We start from the raw sequence: 17,906 nt of genomic DNA on the forward strand, positions 1-17,906 counted from the left end.
TTCATGGCCTCAATCCTCACCAATTTGTTCGACGGCGTCGCCTACGGCATGCTGCTGTTCGTGCTTGCCTGCGGGCTTGCGGTGACGCTCGGGCTGATGAACTTCGTCAACCTCGCGCATGGCGCCTTCGCGATGGCCGGCGGCTATATCTGCGCCGTGCTGGTCAACAATTCCGGCTGGCCGTTCTTCGCGGGCCTGCCGCTCGCCTTTGTCGGCAGTGCTGTGATCGGCGTCGCGCTGGAGCGCACGCTGTACCGCCATCTCTATGCCCGCAGTCACCTCGATCAGGTGCTGTTCTCGATCGGTTTGGTGTTCATGTCGGTGGCGGCGGTCGACTACATCATGGGATCGTCGCGGGTCTTCATCAAATTGCCGGCGGCGCTGGAAGGCCAGATCGATCTGTTCGGCGTCGGCATCGGGCGTTACCGGCTGATGATCGTCGTGATCTGCGGCCTGCTCACGCTGGCGCTGCAGCTGATCCTCGCGAAGACGCGGTTCGGCAGCCGCCTGCGCGCCGCGGTCGACGATCCGCGCGCCGCGATCGGGCTCGGCATCAACGTGCCGCAGGTGTTCGCCTTCACCTTCGCCTTCGGCTGCGGCCTCGCCGGCCTCGGCGGTGCGCTAAGCGCGGAAATCCTCGGGCTCGATCCGTACTTCCCCCTGAAGTTCATGATCTACTTCCTGATCGTGGTGACCGTCGGCGGCTCTTCCTCGATCACCGGACCGTTCCTGGCATCGCTGCTGCTCGGCATAGCGGATGTCGCCGGCAAATATTACGTGCCCAAGGTCGGCCCCTTCGTGATCTACACGGTCATGATCGTGATCCTGCTCTGGCGCCCGAACGGCCTGTTCGGCCGCACCGCGGCGCGGTGAGACGGTCATGACCGCGCTGTCCGACGTCTCCACTCACGCGATGGCCAGCGCGCGCTGGCGGATCAGCGAGGTCGCCTTCTGGGTCCTGGCGCTCGGCTGCGCCTTCCTGTTCCCGTCGCGCTATCTGATCATGACCGACATCGTGCGGCTCGGCCTATTCGCGCTGTCGCTCGACCTGATCCTCGGCTATGCCGGCATCGTCTCGCTCGGCCATGCGGCATTCTTCGGCGTCGGCGCCTATTCGGCCGGCTTGCTGGCGCTGCACGGCATCATCAACGAGCCCGTCATCGCGCTGGTCGCCGCCGGTCTCGTTGCGGCGGTGCTCGGCTTCCTGACCAGCTTCCTCGTCATTCGCGGCGTCGACCTGACGCGGCTGATGGTGACGCTCGGCATCGCGCTGCTGCTGGAAGCGCTCGCCGAGCGCTTCTCTGACATCACCGGCGGCACCGACGGTTTGCAGGGTATCGAGATGCAGCCGATCCTCGGGCTGTTTGCCTTCGACATGTTCGGCAAGACCGGATTTTTCTACTCGCTGATCGTGCTGTTCGTCCTGTTCCTGTTTGCCCGTCGCGTGGTGCATTCGCCGTTCGGCCTGTCGCTGCGCGCGATCAGGAACAATCCGCTGCGCGCGGCCGCAATCGGCATACCGGTCAACCGCCGCCTGATCGCGGTTTATACGCTTGCCGCCTTCTATGCCGGGATCGCCGGCGCGCTGTTCACCCAGACCACGGCGCTGGCCTCGCTCGACGTGTTTTCCTTCGAACGCTCCGCCGATTTGATGCTGGTGCTGGTGATCGGTGGCACCGGCTATCTTTATGGCGGGCTGATCGGCGCGGTCGTGTTCAAAATGCTGCAGGAGCTGTTTCAGAGCATCACCCCGCAATACTGGCTGTTCTGGATCGGCCTCGTGCTGGTCGTGATCGTGATGGTCGGCCGCGCACGGATCCACCGCTGGGCGCTGTTCGTGCCGAACCTGATCATCGGCCAGTTCGCCGGCCGCAAGGCCGCCGCCGTGCCGGAGAGTGACCCGTCATGACTATCGCGCTCGAAACCCGCGGCCTCGAGAAATCCTTCGGCGGTCTTCGCGTCACCCGCGACCTCTCGCTGAAGGTGATGCAGGGCGCCCGCCATGCGCTGATCGGACCGAACGGCGCCGGCAAGACCACCGTCATCAATCAGCTGACCGGTGTGCTGACCCCGAACCGCGGACAAATCCTGCTCGAGGGCAGCGACATCACCGGCCTCTCCGTGCACAAGCGGGTGCTCCGCGGGCTGTCGCGTACCTTCCAGATCAACCAGCTCTATCCCGACCTGACCCTGCTCGAAACCATCGGGCTTGCGGTCTCCGAACGGATGGGGCGCGGCGGCGACTGGTGGCGGCGGATGGGGACGCGAAGCGACGTCAACGCCGAGATCGCCGAGATCCTGTCACGCTTCCATCTGCTCGACGTGATGACCGAGCTCACCTCGACATTGCCCTACGGCAAGCAGCGCCTGCTCGAGATCGCGGTCGCGATCGCCGCCAAGCCGCGGGTGCTGCTGCTCGACGAGCCCGCGGCCGGCGTGCCCGAGAGCGAGCGCCACGATATCCTGGCGGCGGTCGCAGCATTGCCGCGCGACGTCACCGTGCTGCTGATCGAGCACGACATGGATCTCGTGTTCTCCTTCGCCGACCGCATCTCGGTGCTGGTCAATGGCGGGCTGCTCACCGAGGGCGCGCCCGACGAGGTCGCGCGCGATCCGCAGGTGAGGGCGGTCTATCTTGGCGAGGCGGCCGATGTCTGACCTGCTTTCCATCAAGGGCTTGCGCGCCGGATATGGCGAGGCGGTGGTGCTCCCCGACATGTCACTGGCGCTTGCCGAGGGCCAGGTGCTGGCGCTGCTCGGCCGCAACGGTACCGGCAAGACCACGCTGATCAATTCGATCGTCGGCATCGTCAGGCGCCTCAGTGGCAGCGTCGCGCTCGCGGGCCACGACATCACGGCACTGCGGCCGGACCAGCGCGCCCGTGCCGGGATCGGCTGGGTGCCGCAGGAGCGCAACATCTTCCGCTCGCTGACGGTGGAAGAGAATATGACCGCGGTGGCGCAGCCCGGTCCGTGGACGGTCGAGCGGGTGTACGAGATGTTTCCGCGGCTGAAGGAGCGGCGCGGCAATTTCGGCAACCAGCTGTCCGGCGGCGAGCAGCAGATGCTGGCAATCGGCCGCGCGCTGACGCTAAATCCGAAAGTGCTGCTGCTCGACGAGCCGACCGAGGGCCTCGCGCCGATCATCGTTGAGGAATTGTTAAAGGCGATCGGAACCATCACACGCTCCGGAGGCATCTGCTCGATCATCGTCGAGCAGAATGCACAAAAGATTCTCGGGCTCGCCGATCGCGTTGTGATATTGGAACGCGGGACGATCGTGCACGATGCCGCAAGCAGCGCGCTGAAGGCCGATCCCTCCGTCCTCGAGCGCCATCTCGGCGTCGCCGGGACCAAAAAACACTGACGCCCTCAGGGAGTTGACCATGCAACGAACCAAGCCACCGTTCCGCGCCGACGAAGTCGGCAGCCTGTTGCGTCCGCCGAAGATCAAGGAAGCGCGCGCCAGGCTGGAGAAGGGCGAGATCTCGGCCGACGAGCTGCGCAAGATCGAGGACATGGAGATCGAGAAGGTCGTGCACAAGCAGGCCTCGGTCGGCCTGAAGCTTGCGACCGACGGCGAGTTCCGCCGCTCCTGGTGGCACTTCGATTTCCTCAGCCACCTCACCGGCTGCGAGCTGTTCCACCCCGACATGGGTATCCAGTTCGCGGGCGTGCAGACCCGGCACGACGCCATCCGCGGGTGATCGGCAAGCTCGATTTTTCCGATCATCACCCGATGCTCGATCACTTCAGGTTCCTGAAGAAGTACGCCGACCAGGCGCATGTTGTGCCGAAGATGACGATCCCGTCGCCGGCGGTGCTGCACTTCCGCGGCGGCCGCAAGCTGATCTCGAAGGAGGTCTATCCCGATCTCGAGGAGTTCTACCAGGACCTCGGCAAGACCTATCGCAAGGCGGTGAAGGCGTTCTACGACGCCGGTTGCCGTTACCTGCAATTCGACGACACGGTGTGGGCCTATCTGTGCTCGCAGGAGGAATTGCAGAAGTCGCGCGACCGCGGCGACAATCCGGATGGCCTGCAGGAGATCTATGCGCGCGTCATCAACTACGCGATCGCCGATCGTCCGTCAGACATGGTGATCACGACGCATGTCTGCCGCGGCAATTTCCGGTCGACCTGGATTTCCTCCGGGGGCTACGAGCCGGTCGCCGAGACCATGCTGGCCGGCACTAATTACGACGGTTACTTCCTCGAATATGATTCCGATCGTGCCGGCGGCTTCGAGCCGCTGCGCTTCCTGCCCAAGGGCAACAAGGTGGTGGTGGTCGGCGTCATCACCTCGAAGTTCGGCGAACTCGAGAAGAAGGACGATATCAAGCGGCGGCTGGAGGAGGCATCGAAGTTCGCGCCGATCGAGCAGCTCGCATTGTCCCCGCAATGCGGCTTCGCCTCGACCGAGGAGGGCAACATCCTCTCCGAGGAAGAGCAGTGGGCCAAGCTCAGGCTCGCGGTCGAGGTCGCTGACGAGGTGTGGGGGAAATAACATCCGATGTTTCCTCGCGTCATTGCGAGGAGCGATAGCGACGAAGCAATCCATCGTTACTTATGTGGGGGCACGGATTGCTTCGCTTCGCTCGCAATGACAGGGAGAGGGCAACGTTTCACTGCTCCGCCAGATACTCGCCGAGCAGCGAGGAGTTCGACCACGGCACCTGTTTGCCCTTGGTCGCGGCGACGACCTCGGCGCGGACCCGCGTCAGCATCTGCTGCACCTCGAGGCCGGGCGTGCCGACATGGCGCGACAGCGCCGCCGAGAACGGGCTGTTGGCGCCTTCGCCGTCGAGCGCGACCTGGCCCGGCGCGGTTGCAAACGCGATCAGCGTGCCGGCGCCGAGCGTCGACCCCGATCCGAGCGAAGCCGGCGCGGCAAGGCCGGAGCCGGCCTCGATGCCGCGGCTCGGGCCTGCGGATGCCACTTGCGGCGCCATTGGATTGTTCCGGCAGGCATCGAGGATCAGGATGTTGGTGCGGATCTGATCGTCGAGGCCGGCCATGATGGTATCCATGTCGACCATCGCGTCGGTCATGCGGCCGCCCGGCTTGAACTCGATGTCGACCGGCACGAGGTAGTTGCGGCCGTCGACCTGCACGCCATGACCGGCGTAGTAGACCACGGCGATCTGCGACCGCGCCGCCTCGCGCAGGAAATCGTGGATCGTCTTCTGCATCGCGTCGCGATCGAGATCGAGCCCCTCTGAAACGGTGAAGCCGATGTCGCGCAGGCTCCTGGCGATGGCACGCGCGTCGTTGGGCGGATTGGGCAGCGCCTTCACATGCGCATAGGCGCCGTTGCCGATCACCAGCGCGACGCGCCGGCCGGTTGCCGCGGCCTGCACGCGTGCCGCGGGTGCGGCCGGAACTGCTGCCGCGGGCGCCGGCGGTGCGGGCGCGGGGCTGTTCTCGGCGGCAGGCGCCGCCGTGGTCTTGCGCGGCGCCGCGTCGGCCTCCTTCAGCAGCGCGAGCCGCACCTTGGCGGTGGCCTGGTTGGCCTTGCTGCCGGCGTCGGAGGCCTGGCCCTCGAGCACCGCGGCGTAGTCCTCCTTGGCGTGCGCTGCATCGCCCTTCGCCTCGTAGGCGAGGCCGCGCTGGGTGTAGGCCGAGATCAGCACGCTGCCGGGCGGCGTCATGATGTTGACGGGCGCTTTCGCCTTCGCGAGCCGGATCGCTTCTGAGGTATCCGCGATCGCGCGCGCGATGTCGCCCTTGGCGCGCCAGATCACGGCGCGGCTGATCAGCGGCTGCGGCAGCGACGGGTCGATCCTGACGGCCTCGTTGATGTCGGCGAGCGCGCCGTCGAGATCGCCGAGCGCCTGCTTTGAGGCGCCGCGGTTCTGATAGGAGAACGCCGACTTCGGACCGGCCTTGATCGCGGAGTCGTAGTCGGCGATCGCCTTGGCGTAGTCGCCCTTGCCGCGATAGGCGTTGCCACGGTTGTGAAAGATGATGCCGCTCGGCGGCCCCATGCGCAGCGCGTCGTTGAAGTCGGCGATCGCGATGTCGTACTCGCCCTTGTCGTAATAGGCCGAGCCGCGCAGATTGTAGACGGCAGTGCCCGGCTTCAGGCGCAGCGCCTCGGTGGCGTCAGCGATCACTTGCGCGTAGTTGCCTTTTTTGTTCCAGCCCACCGCGCGCCAGAAATAGATCGTCGCGAGCTTCTCGCCGGAAAACACCTTCAACGCGATGATCTTGGTGCAGGCGTCGATCATCTGGTCGGCCGGCGTGGTGTCGGTCGTGCAGAGCGGTCCGAGCTGGGAGCGCGCCTGGGCGAGGCAGGGCACCGACCACAGGATGGCCGCGAGCAGGCAGGGGATCAGGAGCAGTCGGCGCATCGGTCATCCGGGGTAGGGCCGTCACGGTGGTTGGCGGCAGCAAGGCGGTCCAGGAGGCTATCCATGACTGATTGGTGATCTGCCGTGGAGGGGGGTTCAACTGGTGGGAAAATGGTGATAAGACCTCGCCGCTCACTATCTCTGCCCACTTTTGTCCCACTGGGCGCTGCCCACTCCAGGCACCATGAAGAACGACGAAATCCTCAGTCAGATCACGGATTTCTGCCGTCACTCCGACATGGCGGAGACGACGTTCGGCCGCCGTGCCGTCAACGACGGCAAGCTGGTGCACCGGCTGCGCGAGGGCAAGCGCATCACCATCGATACGCTCGACCGCATCAATGCGTTCATCGCGACCTCGACGCCGGGCGGCGTGGCGCCGCCGCGCGGGCTGGTGGTGCCGCCGGAAAAGCGCGATCCGAGGGGTAATTTTCGCTTTTTCGAGAACCGGCAGCGCTATCTGCTGTTCGTGCACACCTGCAGCGAGAAGCGGGTGATCGCCGACCGGGTTGCGCTCGAATTGGCCGCGATCCACCCGCGGCCGCCGGCGCTGCGGGTGTTCGACGCCGGCATGGGCGACGGCACCGTGTTGGCCAGGGTCCTGCGTGCCATGCATGGCCGCTTCCCACATATGCCGTTCTATGTCGCCGGCAAGGAACTGAGCCTGGAGGACGTCCGCCTCACCCTCGACAAGGTCCCCGACCGCCTGTTCGAGCACCCGGCCAGCGTCTTCGTGTTCACCAACATGTATTACGCCGAGGCGCCCTGGCTGACGCCCAAGAACTCCGCGGCGGCGGCCGGCATGATCTGGCACGAGGTGGCCCTGCGGGGCGCTTCCTCCGGCGAATTCGAGGCCCAGATCGCCGAACTCGGTCCATTTCTGGAGCAGAACTGGCGGGCCAACCTCAGCCCCGGCAATGCGATGCCGATCTACGAGCGGCCGGTGGCGCTGGTGCTGTACCGGGACGACCACCGTTTCCTGCTCGATTCCATCATTCCCCGCGCCGGCCGGACCGAGGCCAATTTCGACCTGGTGATCGCCTCGCAGCCCTATCGCGCCAAATCCTCGGTGAATTTCCGCGCCAAGCGGATCATCGCGCCGCTGGCCCGCGCGCTGCGCGGCGGCGGACGGCTGATAGGAATCCACTCCCACGGAAGCGATCCCGGACTTGAAATCATTCAATCGGTCTGGCCCGGAGAAAATCCTTTCGCCGTCAGCCGTCATGAGATACTGCGCGCGGTGAAATACGAGTTGGGCTCGGCCGGCCGCGAGCTGAACTTCAACGCCTACGCCGATAACCGTTCGATCTTCCGATATGATATGGAAGCGCTGCCTAACGAGGTGACCGGCTCGATCGGAACCTCGACCGCCTTCGCCGCGTGGAACGCAGCAGTGTATGTCGCGCAGATCGAAGATGAGCGGTTGACTGAAACGACCGAAAACGGACGAGCTCTCGAGGCCACACGCGAGGTTCTCCGCAAACACAACGGGCTGTGGTTTTACGACGAATCCTACGTCATCTCGCGGCGACGAGACTGACATTCCGGGGACATATTCACCAACCAACGTCGGACTTCGACGAAACAAGGGGTTTGCTTGATGCGCGCGTCTTATCTCTTCACCAGCGAGTCGGTCTCGGAAGGCCATCCGGACAAGGTCTGCGATCGCATCTCGGATGAGATCGTCGATCTGTTCTATCGCGAGGGACCGAAGGCGGGCATCGACCCGTGGCAGATCCGCGCGGCGTGCGAAACGCTCGCGACCACCAACAAGGTGGTGATCGCCGGCGAGACCCGCGGGCCGGCTTCGGTCACCAACGAGCAGATCGAGGGCGTGGTTCGCTCTGCGATCAAGGACATCGGCTACGAGCAGGACGGCTTCCACTGGAAGACCTGCGATATCGAGATCCTGCTGCATCCGCAGTCGGCCGACATCGCGCAGGGCGTCGACGCGCTGCAGCCGGGCGAGGTCAAGGAAGAAGGTGCCGGCGACCAGGGCATCATGTTCGGTTACGCCACCAACGAGACGCCGGACCTGATGCCGGCGCCGATCTTCTACGCCCACAAGATCCTGCGGCTGATCTCAGAAGCGCGCCACTCCGGCAAGGAGAAGGTGCTCGGTCCGGACTCCAAGAGCCAGGTCACCGTGCAGTACGAGAACGGCAAGCCGGTCGGCGTCCGCGAGATCGTGGTGTCGCACCAGCATCTGGTCGAGGACCTCTCGTCCAGCCAGATCCGCGACATCGTCGAGCCCTATGTGCGCGAGGCGCTGCCGAAGGAGTGGATCAACGGCAAGACGATCTGGCACATCAATCCGACTGGCAAGTTCTTCATCGGCGGTCCCGACGGCGACTCCGGCCTGACCGGCCGCAAGATCATCGTCGACACCTATGGCGGCGCGGCCCCACATGGCGGCGGTGCGTTCTCCGGCAAGGATCCGACCAAGGTCGACCGCTCGGCCGCCTATGCCGCGCGCTACGTCGCCAAGAACATCGTCGCGGCCGGTCTCGCCGACCGCTGCACGCTGCAGCTCGCCTACGCGATCGGCGTGGCCCGTCCGCTGTCGATCTACATCGACACCCACGGCACCGGTAAGGTGTCGGAGGACGAGCTCGAGAAGGCGGCGGCCAAGGCGATGGATCTGACGCCGCGCGGCATCCGCACCCATCTCGATCTCAACCGTCCGATCTACGCGCGCACCTCGGCCTACGGCCATTTCGGCCGCACGCCCGACAATGAGGGCGGCTTCTCCTGGGAGAAGACCGATCTCGTCGAGCAGCTGAAGCGCGCGCTCTGACGCTCTTGCCTCGCCCCGCTTGCGGGGAGAGGTCGCCACGAAGTGGCGGGTGAGGGGGAGTCTCCGCGAATTCAGTGCGCGGATGGAGCCCCTCACCCCAACCCTCTCCCCGTAAGAACGGGGAGAGGGAGTAGGCCGCGCCGCAGGGCGGTTGGCTCGCTTTGTTACTGACACGCTGAACACACCGACCAGGAAAACCACATGAACGCCCCCACGAAGCCCGGCTTCACCGACTACATCGTCAAGGACATTGCGCTCGCCGATTTCGGCCGCAAGGAGATCTCGCTGGCCGAGACCGAGATGCCCGGCCTGATGGCCACCCGCGAGGAGTTCGGCCCCAAGCAGCCGCTGAAGGGCGCGCGCATCGCGGGCTCGCTGCACATGACGATCCAGACCGCCGTGCTGATCGAGACGCTCGCCGCGCTCGGCGCCGACATCCGCTGGGTCTCCTGCAACATCTATTCGACCCAGGATCACGCCGCCGCCGCGATCGCCGCCGCCGGTATTCCGGTGTTCGCCGTGAAGGGCGAGACGCTGACCGAGTATTGGGACTACACCGCCAAGCTGTTCGACTGGCATGGCGGCGGCACGCCGAACATGATCCTCGATGACGGCGGCGACGCCACCATGCTGGTGCACGCCGGTTATCGTGCCGAGCAGGGCGACACCGCGTTCCTCGACAAGCCGACCTCCGAGGAAGAAGAGATCTTCTACGCGCTGGTCAAGCGCCTGCTGAAGGAGAAGCCGAAGGGCTACTTCGCCGAGATCGCCAAGAACATCAGGGGCGTGTCGGAAGAGACCACCACGGGCGTGCATCGCCTGTACGAGATGGCCAACAAAGGCACGCTGCTGTTCCCGGCGATCAACGTCAACGACAGCGTCACCAAGTCGAAGTTCGACAACCTCTATGGCTGCCGCGAGTCGCTGGTCGACGGCATCCGCCGCGGCACCGACGTGATGCTGTCGGGCAAGGTCGCGATGGTCGCGGGCTTCGGCGACGTCGGCAAGGGCTCGGCCGCCTCGCTGCGTCAGGCCGGCTGCCGCGTCATGGTCTCCGAAGTCGATCCGATCTGCGCGCTGCAGGCGGCGATGGAAGGTTACGAGGTCGTGACCATGGAAGACGCGGCGCCGCGCGCCGACATCTTCGTCACCGCCACCGGCAACAAGGACATCATCACCATCGAGCACATGCGCGCGATGAAGGATCGCGCCATCGTCTGCAACATCGGTCACTTCGACAACGAGATTCAGATCGCTTCGCTGCGCAATCTGAAGTGGACCAACATCAAGCCGCAGGTCGACGAGATCGAATTCCCCGACAAGCACCGTATCATCATGCTGTCGGAAGGACGCCTCGTGAACCTCGGCAACGCGATGGGCCATCCGTCCTTCGTGATGTCGGCCTCGTTCACCAACCAGACGCTGGCCCAGATCGAGCTGTTCGCCAACAACAAGGACGGCAAGTACGCCAAGAAGGTCTACGTGCTGCCGAAGACGCTCGACGAGAAGGTCGCGCGCCTGCACCTCGCCAAGATCGGCGTCAAGCTGACCGAACTGCGCAAGGACCAGGCCGACTACATCGGCGTCAAGCAGGAAGGTCCGTACAAGTCGGATCACTACCGCTACTGATCTGCAGTCGCAGCCATCGATCACGTGAAGAGCCCCGGCATCGTCCGGGGCTTTTTGCTGAGGTGGTGTGGGTGGCAGATTGGCTGTCGTCCTTGCGGGATGTCTCTCTGACGTCGCCAAGCCCACCATCGTCGTCCCTGCGAAAGCAGGGACCAATACCACTGGATTGTGTTGTTGACGCGAGCTGGGGCCCCGGGGTCGCGCAACGACCGCCATCGGTGGTTATGGGTCCCGGGTCGCGCTTCGCTTGCCCGGGACGACGCGGATGGATTCAAGTGTCAAACAGCTGTTCGGTGTCATCACCCGCGCATGCGGGTGATCCAGTATTCCAGAGACGTCTGTGCTTGAATTGAGGAGCCGCGGCGTACTGGATCGCCCGGTCGAGCCGGGCGACGACAGTGTGAGTGGGGACGCAGCCTCGCCTTCTCGCGACACGAATTGTCCGAGCCTTGCATCTTGTTCCGCCCTCTCCGTGAGCAGGGGGCGTGCCCGTCGGGCTGTTCTGTCGCACTTCTCTTCGTCATTCCGGGGCAGCCCAAAGGACAGAGCCGGGAATCCATTCAACCGCAAGACGCGTGGCTCGATGGATTCCGGGCTCTCGCTTCGCTCGCCCCGGAATGACGTCGGGGTGGGCTCACTATCGCCCCGATGCCCGCACCGTGCCGTGCCCGAGCTGCCGCGAGATGTCGCTCGCGCAGTCACGCAGCGCGGCTGCGATCGCGCTGTCCCAGCTGGCGTCGAAGGTGCCCTCGGGTCCCATCGCCGTGATGACCAAAGCGACGTGGCCGGCGTGATCGAACACCGGGGCGGCGAACGCGTTGACACCGGGGAGGGGATCGCCGATCGCGCGCGCGAGCCCGCGGCTCTGAACCTCGGCAAGCATCTCGGTGGTGTTCGCGTTGATGGTCTCACGCTTCGGATTGTAGCCGACGCCGAGGCGGTCGAGGCCGCTCTCGAGCGCCGTCTTGACGGCGTTCGGCGGCATGAAGGCGGCGAAGGCGCGGCCGGTCGCGGTCTCGAGCAATGCCACCACCGATCCGACGCGCATCGCGATATGCACGGGATGGCTCGGCTCCTCCAGCCGCACCACGGTCGCGCCGTGGGTGCCCCACACCGACAGCGACACCGCATGGTTGATGCTGTCGGCGAGCGCGGCGATCCGCGGCGTCGCGATTCGTACCGCGGACTGTCGGCGCAGGCTGATCAGCCCGAGCTCGAGCGCCAGCGCCCCGATCTCATAACGGCCGGTGGCCTCGTCCTGCTCGATCAGGCCGATGCGGGAAAAACTCACGAGATAGGGATGCGCCTTGGCCGGCGGCATGCCGGCCTCGCGGGCGAGATCGCGCAGCATCATCGGCTCGCCGCTGCGGGCGAGCGCGCGGAGCAACTCTCCGCCGACCTCGATCGACTGTATGCCGCGGCTTTCTCTCGTCATGTCGCCCTGTCAGTTCTTCGACAATTTGCCTATACGGCGAGAAACCCTCCGTCGACTGGCAGGGTCGCGCCGTTCACATAAGATGCCAGCTCCGACGCCAGGAACACCACCGGGCCGACCAGCTCTTCCGGCTGTCCGACGCGGCCGAGCGGCGTGCGGCCCAGAAATCCGGCGAGCCGGGCAGGGTCGTTGCGGGTCGCCTCGGTCATCGCGGTCTCGATCACGCCGGGCGCGATTGCGTTGACGCGGATGCCGTCGGCGGCAAGCTCGCGGGCGAGCGCCTGGGTGAGCAGCTTCACGCCGCCCTTCGACGGCGCGTAGCCCAGCGTATCGGCAACGCCAAGGAAGGAGGCAATCGAGCCGAGATTGATGATCGTGCCGCGCGTGTCGCGCAGCGCCGGCAGGAAGGCGTGTGTGACGTTGAAGGTGCCGGTCAGGTTGACGTCGAGCACCCGCCGCCAATTGTCGTGCGCGCGCGGGGAAGAGATCCCTTCACGGATGATGATGCCGGCATTGTTGACCAGGATCGCGATCGGCCCGGCTTCGCGCGCCACACCCTGCGCCAGGGCGGAGCACGCCTCGGCATCGGTCACGTCGAGCTGGAACGGCCAGGCGGCGCGGCCGCGCTGGCGAATGTCGGCCGCGGTCTGCTCGGCGCCGGCGCGATCGATGTCGGCGACCACGATTTCGGCGCCATGCGCCGCAAGGCCGAGCGCGATGGCGCGTCCGTTGCCGTTCGCGGCGCCGGTCACCAATGCGCGCTTGCCTGCGAGCAGGGTCGCCATCGTGCTCATGCCGCGCTTCTTTCTGCCGCTGCGCCGGCGATGTGCTTGCCTGCGATGTAGCCGAAGGTCAGCGCGGGCCCCAGCGTGATGCCGGCGCCGGGATAGTTGCCGCCCATGATGCTCGCCATGTCGTTGCCGGCGGCATAGAGGCCGCCGATCGGCTGGCCGTCGGCGTCGAGCGCGCGGGCATTGGCGTCGGTCCGGATGCCGGCATAGGTGCCGAGATCGCCGATCACTATCTTGATGGCGTAGAACGGCCCGTGCTGGATCGGCGCGATGCACGGATTGGGGCCGTGCAGCGCATCGCCCTGATAGCGGTTGTAGGCGCGCGAGCCCTTGCCGAAGACAGGGTCGCGGCCCTCCGCCGCAGTCGTGTTGAAGGCCGCGACGGTCGCCTCGAGCGCCTTGGCGTCGATGCCGGCTTGCGCGGCAAGCTCGGACAGCGTCGCGCCGCGCTTGAGATACCCGGTCTTCAGATGATGGCCGAGCGGCATCGGGCGCGGCGGCACGCAGCCGAGGCCATATTTGCGCAGCGTCTCGTGATCGCAGACGAGATAGGCCGCGATCTCCTCGCCGGGCTTCGCCGCCTTGATCATCTCCTGCACGAAGTCGTGATAGGAATTGCCTTCATTGGCAAAGCGCTTGCCGTCGCGCATGACAGCGATCACGCCGGGCTTGGCGCGATCGATGAAATGCGGCATCACGCCCTTTGAGCCATCCTTGCGCGTGGTGACCGAGACCGGCACCCAGGCCGCGGCATTCGGCAGCGAGTCCTCGACACGGCCGCCGGCAGATTCCGCGAGCCGCAAACCGTCGCCGGTGTTGCCGGTTGGGCCCGGCGAATAATGCTCTTTTCCGGTCGGCGCATGCGGAAACATCTTCTGCCGCCGCGCGACGTCATGCGGGAAGCCGCCGCAGGCGAGTACGACGCCACGCTTGGCGTTGACGCGGATGGTGCGGCCCTCGCGCGCGATGACCGCGCCGCGCACCACGCCGTTCTCGACGATCAATTCGCGCACCGGCGAATTGAGCCAGAGCGGGATCTTGAGGTCGAAGGCGGATTTCGCCAGCCGGCCGGCCAGCGCATTGCCGTTGGTCAGCGTCATGCCGCGGCCGTTGCGCATCACGTCCATCGCGTGCTTCGACAGCCGCTTGGCGACATAGGCCGCCGAGGTCAGCGACCGCGTCGCGCGCATGAAATGAACAATCTCCTTGCCGGAGCCGAGCATCATGCCGAACACCGTGAGCTCGGGCAGGGGACTGCCGAGATCCTTGAGGGCATCGCCGAGCTCGTGGCCGTCGAATGGCCGCGTCACCATCGAGCGGCCGCCCTGCGCGCCGCCGGGCGCTTCCGCATGATAGTCCGGGAAGGTCAGCGGCATGTCGAAGCGCACGGCGGTCTTGGTCGTGAAGAAGTCGACCGCCTTCGGCCCTTCGGTCAGGAACGCATCGACCCGGGCGGCATCGAAGCTGTTGCCGGCCTCGTGGCGCAGATAGGTCCTGGCCTGATCGGGGCTCTCCTCGATACCCCAGGCCTTCGCCAGCGAGGTGCCGGGAATCCACAGCCAGCCGCCGGAGCGCGCGGTGGTGCCGCCGAAGCGCGGCTCCTTCTCGACGACCAGGACCTTCAGGCCGTGATGGCCGGCGGTGACCGCCGCCGACAGCCCGGCGCAGCCGGAGCCGACGACGAGCGCGTCGCAGTCATACGTTTCTTCGTTGGCCACGCGATCGATCCTATTTCTTGAGCAGCGGGCACTTGGACTCGGAAACCGGACGGAAGGCGTCCTCGCCCTTCACCGTCTTGATGATGTCGAGATAGTCCCACGGCTCCTTGGATTCCGAGGGCTTCTTCACCTTCGCCAGATACATGTCGCGGATGACGCGGCCGTCCTCGCGCAGCTTGCCGCCATGCACGAAGGTGTCCTCGATCGGCAGCTCGCGCATCTTCGCCATCACCGCTTTCGGATCATCGGTGCCGGCGGCCTGGATCGCCTTGAGATAATGCAGCACCGAGCCATAGACGCCGGTCTGGATCATGGTCGGCATCACGTTGGTGCGGGCGTAGAATTTCTTCGACCAGGCGCGGGTCTTCTCGTCCATGTTCCAGTAGGACGCCGTCGTCATGTAGGTGCCTTGCGCGGCGTTGAGCCCGATCGCATGCACGTCGGTGTCGAACATCAGAAGGCCGACCAGCTTCTGGCCGCCCTGCACGAGGCCGAACTCGCCGGACTGCTTGATCGAATTGTCGGTGTCCTGGCCGGCATTGGCGAACGCCACCACGTCGGCCTTGGAGCTCTGCGCCTGCAGCGCGAACGAGGAGAAGTCGGCCGTGTTGGTCGGATGCCGGACGCTGCCGAGCACCTTGCCGCCCATCTCGTTGATGAAGCGCGTCGCATCCTTCTCGAGCTGCTGGCCGAAGGCGTAGTCCGCGGTGATGAAGTACCAGGACTTGCCGCCCTCCGCGATCACGGCCGAGGCGGTGACCTTCGATAGCGCATAGGTGTCGTAGGTGAAGTGCACGGTGTTGGGGCTGCACAGCTCGTCGGTCAGCGAGCTCGCGCCGGGTCCGGACAGCAGCGCGATCTTGTTGCGCTCGCGCACCATGTTGTGCACGGCGATCGCAATCCCGGAGTTCGGGATGTCGACGACGGCGTCGACCTTGTTGTTGTCGAACCAGCCGCGCACGATCTGGACGCCGACATCGGTCTTCATCTGATGGTCGGCCGAGATGATCTCGATCGGTTTGCCGAGCACGGTGGGGCCGAATTCCTCGACCGCCATCTTGGCCGCTTCGACCGAGCCCGGGCCGGAATTGTCGCGCCCCCAGCTCGACAGGTCGGTCAGCACCCCGATGCGCACGACGTCATCGGAAACCTGCGCGTGCGCGGCCGTGCTCATCGCCGCGAGAATGGCTGCCGCCAAAACGTGTCTCATCATTCCTCCCTCTGATGTCCGCGTTCTCGGGCGGACGGTCCTATGATTAGTAATTATCTAATCGGTTTGTCAATGGTGAATAATAGGTGTGGGAATGTTGCCACAGGACGGTCCGCTCGAATGAGGCGGTGCTTCACATTTGGTGAGCATACGCTTACATGGCTCATCCGGGATGGCACCGCGGCAGGACTTCGAGCTCGCGCCAGAGTTCAGCGGCAGTGCCAAGTCACTATGAACAGGGGAATTTCGCGGACGGCGTTGCGCTTCGCCGCCCGGGGCTAAGCCGCCCATCGAGGGGCAAGGCTGCTACGGGGCGGTGCATGGAGAGCATCGGCGCGCTGCGATCATAGACGGACCATGTTGAGACAACTCTTTGCGCCGCAGCTCGTCATTCTCTACGTGCTGGCGGCCTCCACGCTCTACGTACACTTCCGCGGCAAGCAGCGGCTGCGCTTCGCCCGCCAGCTCGGCGATCACTCGACCTACCTCGCGCCCTACAATGTGCTGATGTATGCGGGCTCCGCCGTGCCGAACACGCCGGTGATCCCGGTCGAGCAGTTTCCCGAGCTGAAGAAGCTCTCCGACAATTGGGAGACGATCCGCGACGAGGCGACGCGCCTGTTCGACGAGGGCTTCATCCGCGCCGCGGCCAAGAACAACGACTGGGGCTTCTACTCGTTCTTCAAGAGCGGCTGGAAGCGGTTCTATCTGAAATGGTACGACGACTTCCTGCCCTCGGCGCGCACGCTGTGTCCGAAGACGGTGGAGCTGCTGAACTCGATCCCGAACGTGCACGGCGCGATGTTCGCGATGCTGCCGCCCGGCGGCAAGCTCGGGGCGCATCGCGATCCCTTCGCCGGCTCGCTGCGCTATCACCTTGGCCTGGTGACGCCGAACTCGAATGCGTGCCGCATCCTGGTCGATGGCGTCGAATGCGTCTGGCGCGACGGCGAAGCCTTCATGTTCGACGAGACCTTCATCCACAGCGCCGAGAACAAGACCGACGTCAACCGCATCATCCTGTTCTGCGACGTCGAGCGCCCGATGAAGTATGGCTTCATGACCCGGATCAATCGCTGGGTCAGCCACAACATCGTCAAGGCGTCGGCGACCCAGAACGTCGACGGCGAGCATGTCGGCGCGCTGAACAAGGTGTTCGGCAAGCTCTACGAGATCCATCTCGCCAGCCGCAAGGTCAAGGCGTGGAACCGGAACGTGTACTACACGCTCAAATATTCCGTGACCGCGCTGATCCTCGGTCTGATCGTGGTGTCGGCGCTGCGGTGAAGGCCATTGCCGCGCCGGGTTGAACGCATAAGCCCCGGAGCGAACCGGGGCTTTTTGTCCGTGGCGTGAGTAGTGGGGCGCAACCGCATCAATCGCGTTCGAAAACCTTGGCGCCGGGGTAGACGCGCCGGGCATAGGCGACGACCCACTCCCGGTCCTGGGTCTCCAGGAACGGCGTCCGGATCGTGCACGATCCGACGACGAGGTGCCACAGGCCGTTCAGCTTCTGAATGTTGACAATCATGTGAGTGTTCCTCGAACCCGCGTTCGTGTCGCTTCCCGTGATGGTGCTGCGCTTTTCGTCCCGGAGCAGTGATCCCGATCACGGATCTCGGAACACTATTTGCACCCGCAGTCGTTGGTCGCCCGTTGAAGTGGCCGCGAGTATAGAAATCGCCCGCCATCGCTCAACTGTACGAGCGTAAGTACAGGGCATCACAAGGAATCAGAGAGGCCATACCAAGGTATGTTGATGTCTGTCCGGAGGCGCAGCGGGAGCGCGTTGCCTCAGTCCGGACAGACACTGATGGCCGCTTGGCCGAAACTCCGCCGGGCTGATGCACTCTTCCACGAGGTCCATCTCGCGAGCCGCGGCGCCGGTGCCATTCAACTTTGCGCGGCGCGATGCCTTCGCGCTCCGATCCGTTACACGGGCGTGATAGGGTCACATCAGGCATTTCGCATCG

The 17,906-nt window shown here is 65.2% G+C and carries 14 protein-coding genes and 1 pseudogene; 9 read left to right on the forward strand and 6 right to left on the reverse strand.

Annotated features, from left to right (window positions below; genetic code table 11):
- Window positions 1-3 precede the first annotated feature (3 nt).
- From ACVW1C_RS33850 to ACVW1C_RS33870, 5 genes and pseudogenes are all read left to right on the forward strand, one after another.
- On the forward strand, window positions 4-873 hold the full coding sequence (locus ACVW1C_RS33850; protein WP_173637654.1) for a branched-chain amino acid ABC transporter permease: 870 nt from the start codon (window positions 4-6) through the stop codon (window positions 871-873).
- A 7-nt stretch (window positions 874-880) separates the two neighbouring features.
- On the forward strand, window positions 881-1,909 hold the full coding sequence (locus ACVW1C_RS33855) for a branched-chain amino acid ABC transporter permease (RefSeq protein WP_456761980.1): 1,029 nt from the start codon (window positions 881-883) through the stop codon (window positions 1,907-1,909).
- A complete protein-coding gene (locus tag ACVW1C_RS33860; RefSeq protein ID WP_456761981.1) occupies window positions 1,906-2,658 on the forward strand; it encodes an ABC transporter ATP-binding protein in 753 nt (250 codons plus the stop codon). The genes ACVW1C_RS33855 and ACVW1C_RS33860 overlap by 4 nt, the downstream gene beginning before the upstream one ends.
- Window positions 2,651-3,367, forward strand: coding sequence for an ABC transporter ATP-binding protein (locus tag ACVW1C_RS33865; protein ID WP_176530144.1), 717 nt, complete (start codon window positions 2,651-2,653; stop codon window positions 3,365-3,367). The genes ACVW1C_RS33860 and ACVW1C_RS33865 overlap by 8 nt, the downstream gene beginning before the upstream one ends.
- A gap of 19 nt (window positions 3,368-3,386) precedes the next feature.
- Window positions 3,387-4,507, forward strand: a pseudogene (locus tag ACVW1C_RS33870) (cobalamin-independent methionine synthase II family protein).
- Between the two features lie 118 nt (window positions 4,508-4,625).
- Here ACVW1C_RS33870 and ACVW1C_RS33875 read toward each other — a convergent pair.
- Entirely contained in the window at window positions 4,626-6,353 is a 1,728-nt protein-coding gene (locus ACVW1C_RS33875; RefSeq protein WP_456761982.1) for a caspase family protein, read from the reverse strand.
- A gap of 184 nt (window positions 6,354-6,537) precedes the next feature.
- Between ACVW1C_RS33875 and ACVW1C_RS33880 the strand changes: the two genes are divergently transcribed.
- The 3 genes from ACVW1C_RS33880 (at window position 6,538) to ahcY (ending at window position 10,779) form a co-directional block, all read left to right on the forward strand.
- Window positions 6,538-7,893: a hypothetical protein gene (locus ACVW1C_RS33880; protein WP_456761983.1), complete on the forward strand. Its 1,356-nt coding sequence runs from the start codon at window positions 6,538-6,540 to the stop codon at window positions 7,891-7,893.
- A gap of 60 nt (window positions 7,894-7,953) precedes the next feature.
- Window positions 7,954-9,150: a methionine adenosyltransferase gene (metK, locus tag ACVW1C_RS33885; RefSeq protein WP_173637647.1), complete on the forward strand. Its 1,197-nt coding sequence runs from the start codon at window positions 7,954-7,956 to the stop codon at window positions 9,148-9,150.
- 201 nt (window positions 9,151-9,351) lie between these two features.
- Window positions 9,352-10,779 carry an adenosylhomocysteinase gene (gene ahcY / locus ACVW1C_RS33890; protein ID WP_456761984.1) on the forward strand — a complete coding sequence of 476 codons (1,428 nt, stop codon included), beginning with the start codon at window positions 9,352-9,354 and terminating at the stop codon, window positions 10,777-10,779.
- Between the two features lie 637 nt (window positions 10,780-11,416).
- On the opposite strand, the gene ACVW1C_RS33895 is transcribed toward ahcY, so the two are convergent.
- From ACVW1C_RS33895 to ACVW1C_RS33910, 4 genes are read right to left on the reverse strand one after another with little or no spacing between them, the layout of a single operon-like run.
- Window positions 11,417-12,214: an IclR family transcriptional regulator gene (locus ACVW1C_RS33895; protein WP_456761985.1), complete on the reverse strand. Its 798-nt coding sequence runs from the start codon at window positions 12,212-12,214 to the stop codon at window positions 11,417-11,419.
- A gap of 29 nt (window positions 12,215-12,243) precedes the next feature.
- The gene (locus tag ACVW1C_RS33900) at window positions 12,244-13,008 is read right to left on the reverse strand and encodes an SDR family NAD(P)-dependent oxidoreductase (protein WP_456761986.1); all 765 of its coding nucleotides are present in this window, start codon (window positions 13,006-13,008) and stop codon (window positions 12,244-12,246) included.
- The gene (locus ACVW1C_RS33905; RefSeq protein ID WP_456761987.1) at window positions 13,005-14,723 is read right to left on the reverse strand and encodes an FAD-dependent oxidoreductase; all 1,719 of its coding nucleotides are present in this window, start codon (window positions 14,721-14,723) and stop codon (window positions 13,005-13,007) included. The genes ACVW1C_RS33900 and ACVW1C_RS33905 overlap by 4 nt, the downstream gene beginning before the upstream one ends.
- A 10-nt stretch (window positions 14,724-14,733) precedes the next feature.
- A complete protein-coding gene (locus ACVW1C_RS33910) occupies window positions 14,734-15,936 on the reverse strand; it encodes an ABC transporter substrate-binding protein (protein ID WP_456761988.1) in 1,203 nt (400 codons plus the stop codon).
- A gap of 354 nt (window positions 15,937-16,290) precedes the next feature.
- Here ACVW1C_RS33910 and ACVW1C_RS33915 point away from each other — a divergent pair, with 354 nt between their 5' ends.
- Window positions 16,291-17,220 carry an aspartyl/asparaginyl beta-hydroxylase domain-containing protein gene (locus tag ACVW1C_RS33915; RefSeq protein WP_456761989.1) on the forward strand — a complete coding sequence of 310 codons (930 nt, stop codon included), beginning with the start codon at window positions 16,291-16,293 and terminating at the stop codon, window positions 17,218-17,220.
- 88 nt (window positions 17,221-17,308) lie between these two features.
- Here the strand turns inward: ACVW1C_RS33915 and ACVW1C_RS33920 are convergent, their stop codons facing one another.
- Window positions 17,309-17,464 (reverse strand): hypothetical protein, encoded by a 156-nt coding sequence (locus ACVW1C_RS33920; RefSeq protein WP_173637640.1) that lies wholly within the window; start codon window positions 17,462-17,464, stop codon window positions 17,309-17,311.
- Between the last annotated feature and the right edge of the window lie 442 nt (window positions 17,465-17,906).

Source organism: Bradyrhizobium sp. USDA 4011 (assembly GCF_054063415.1).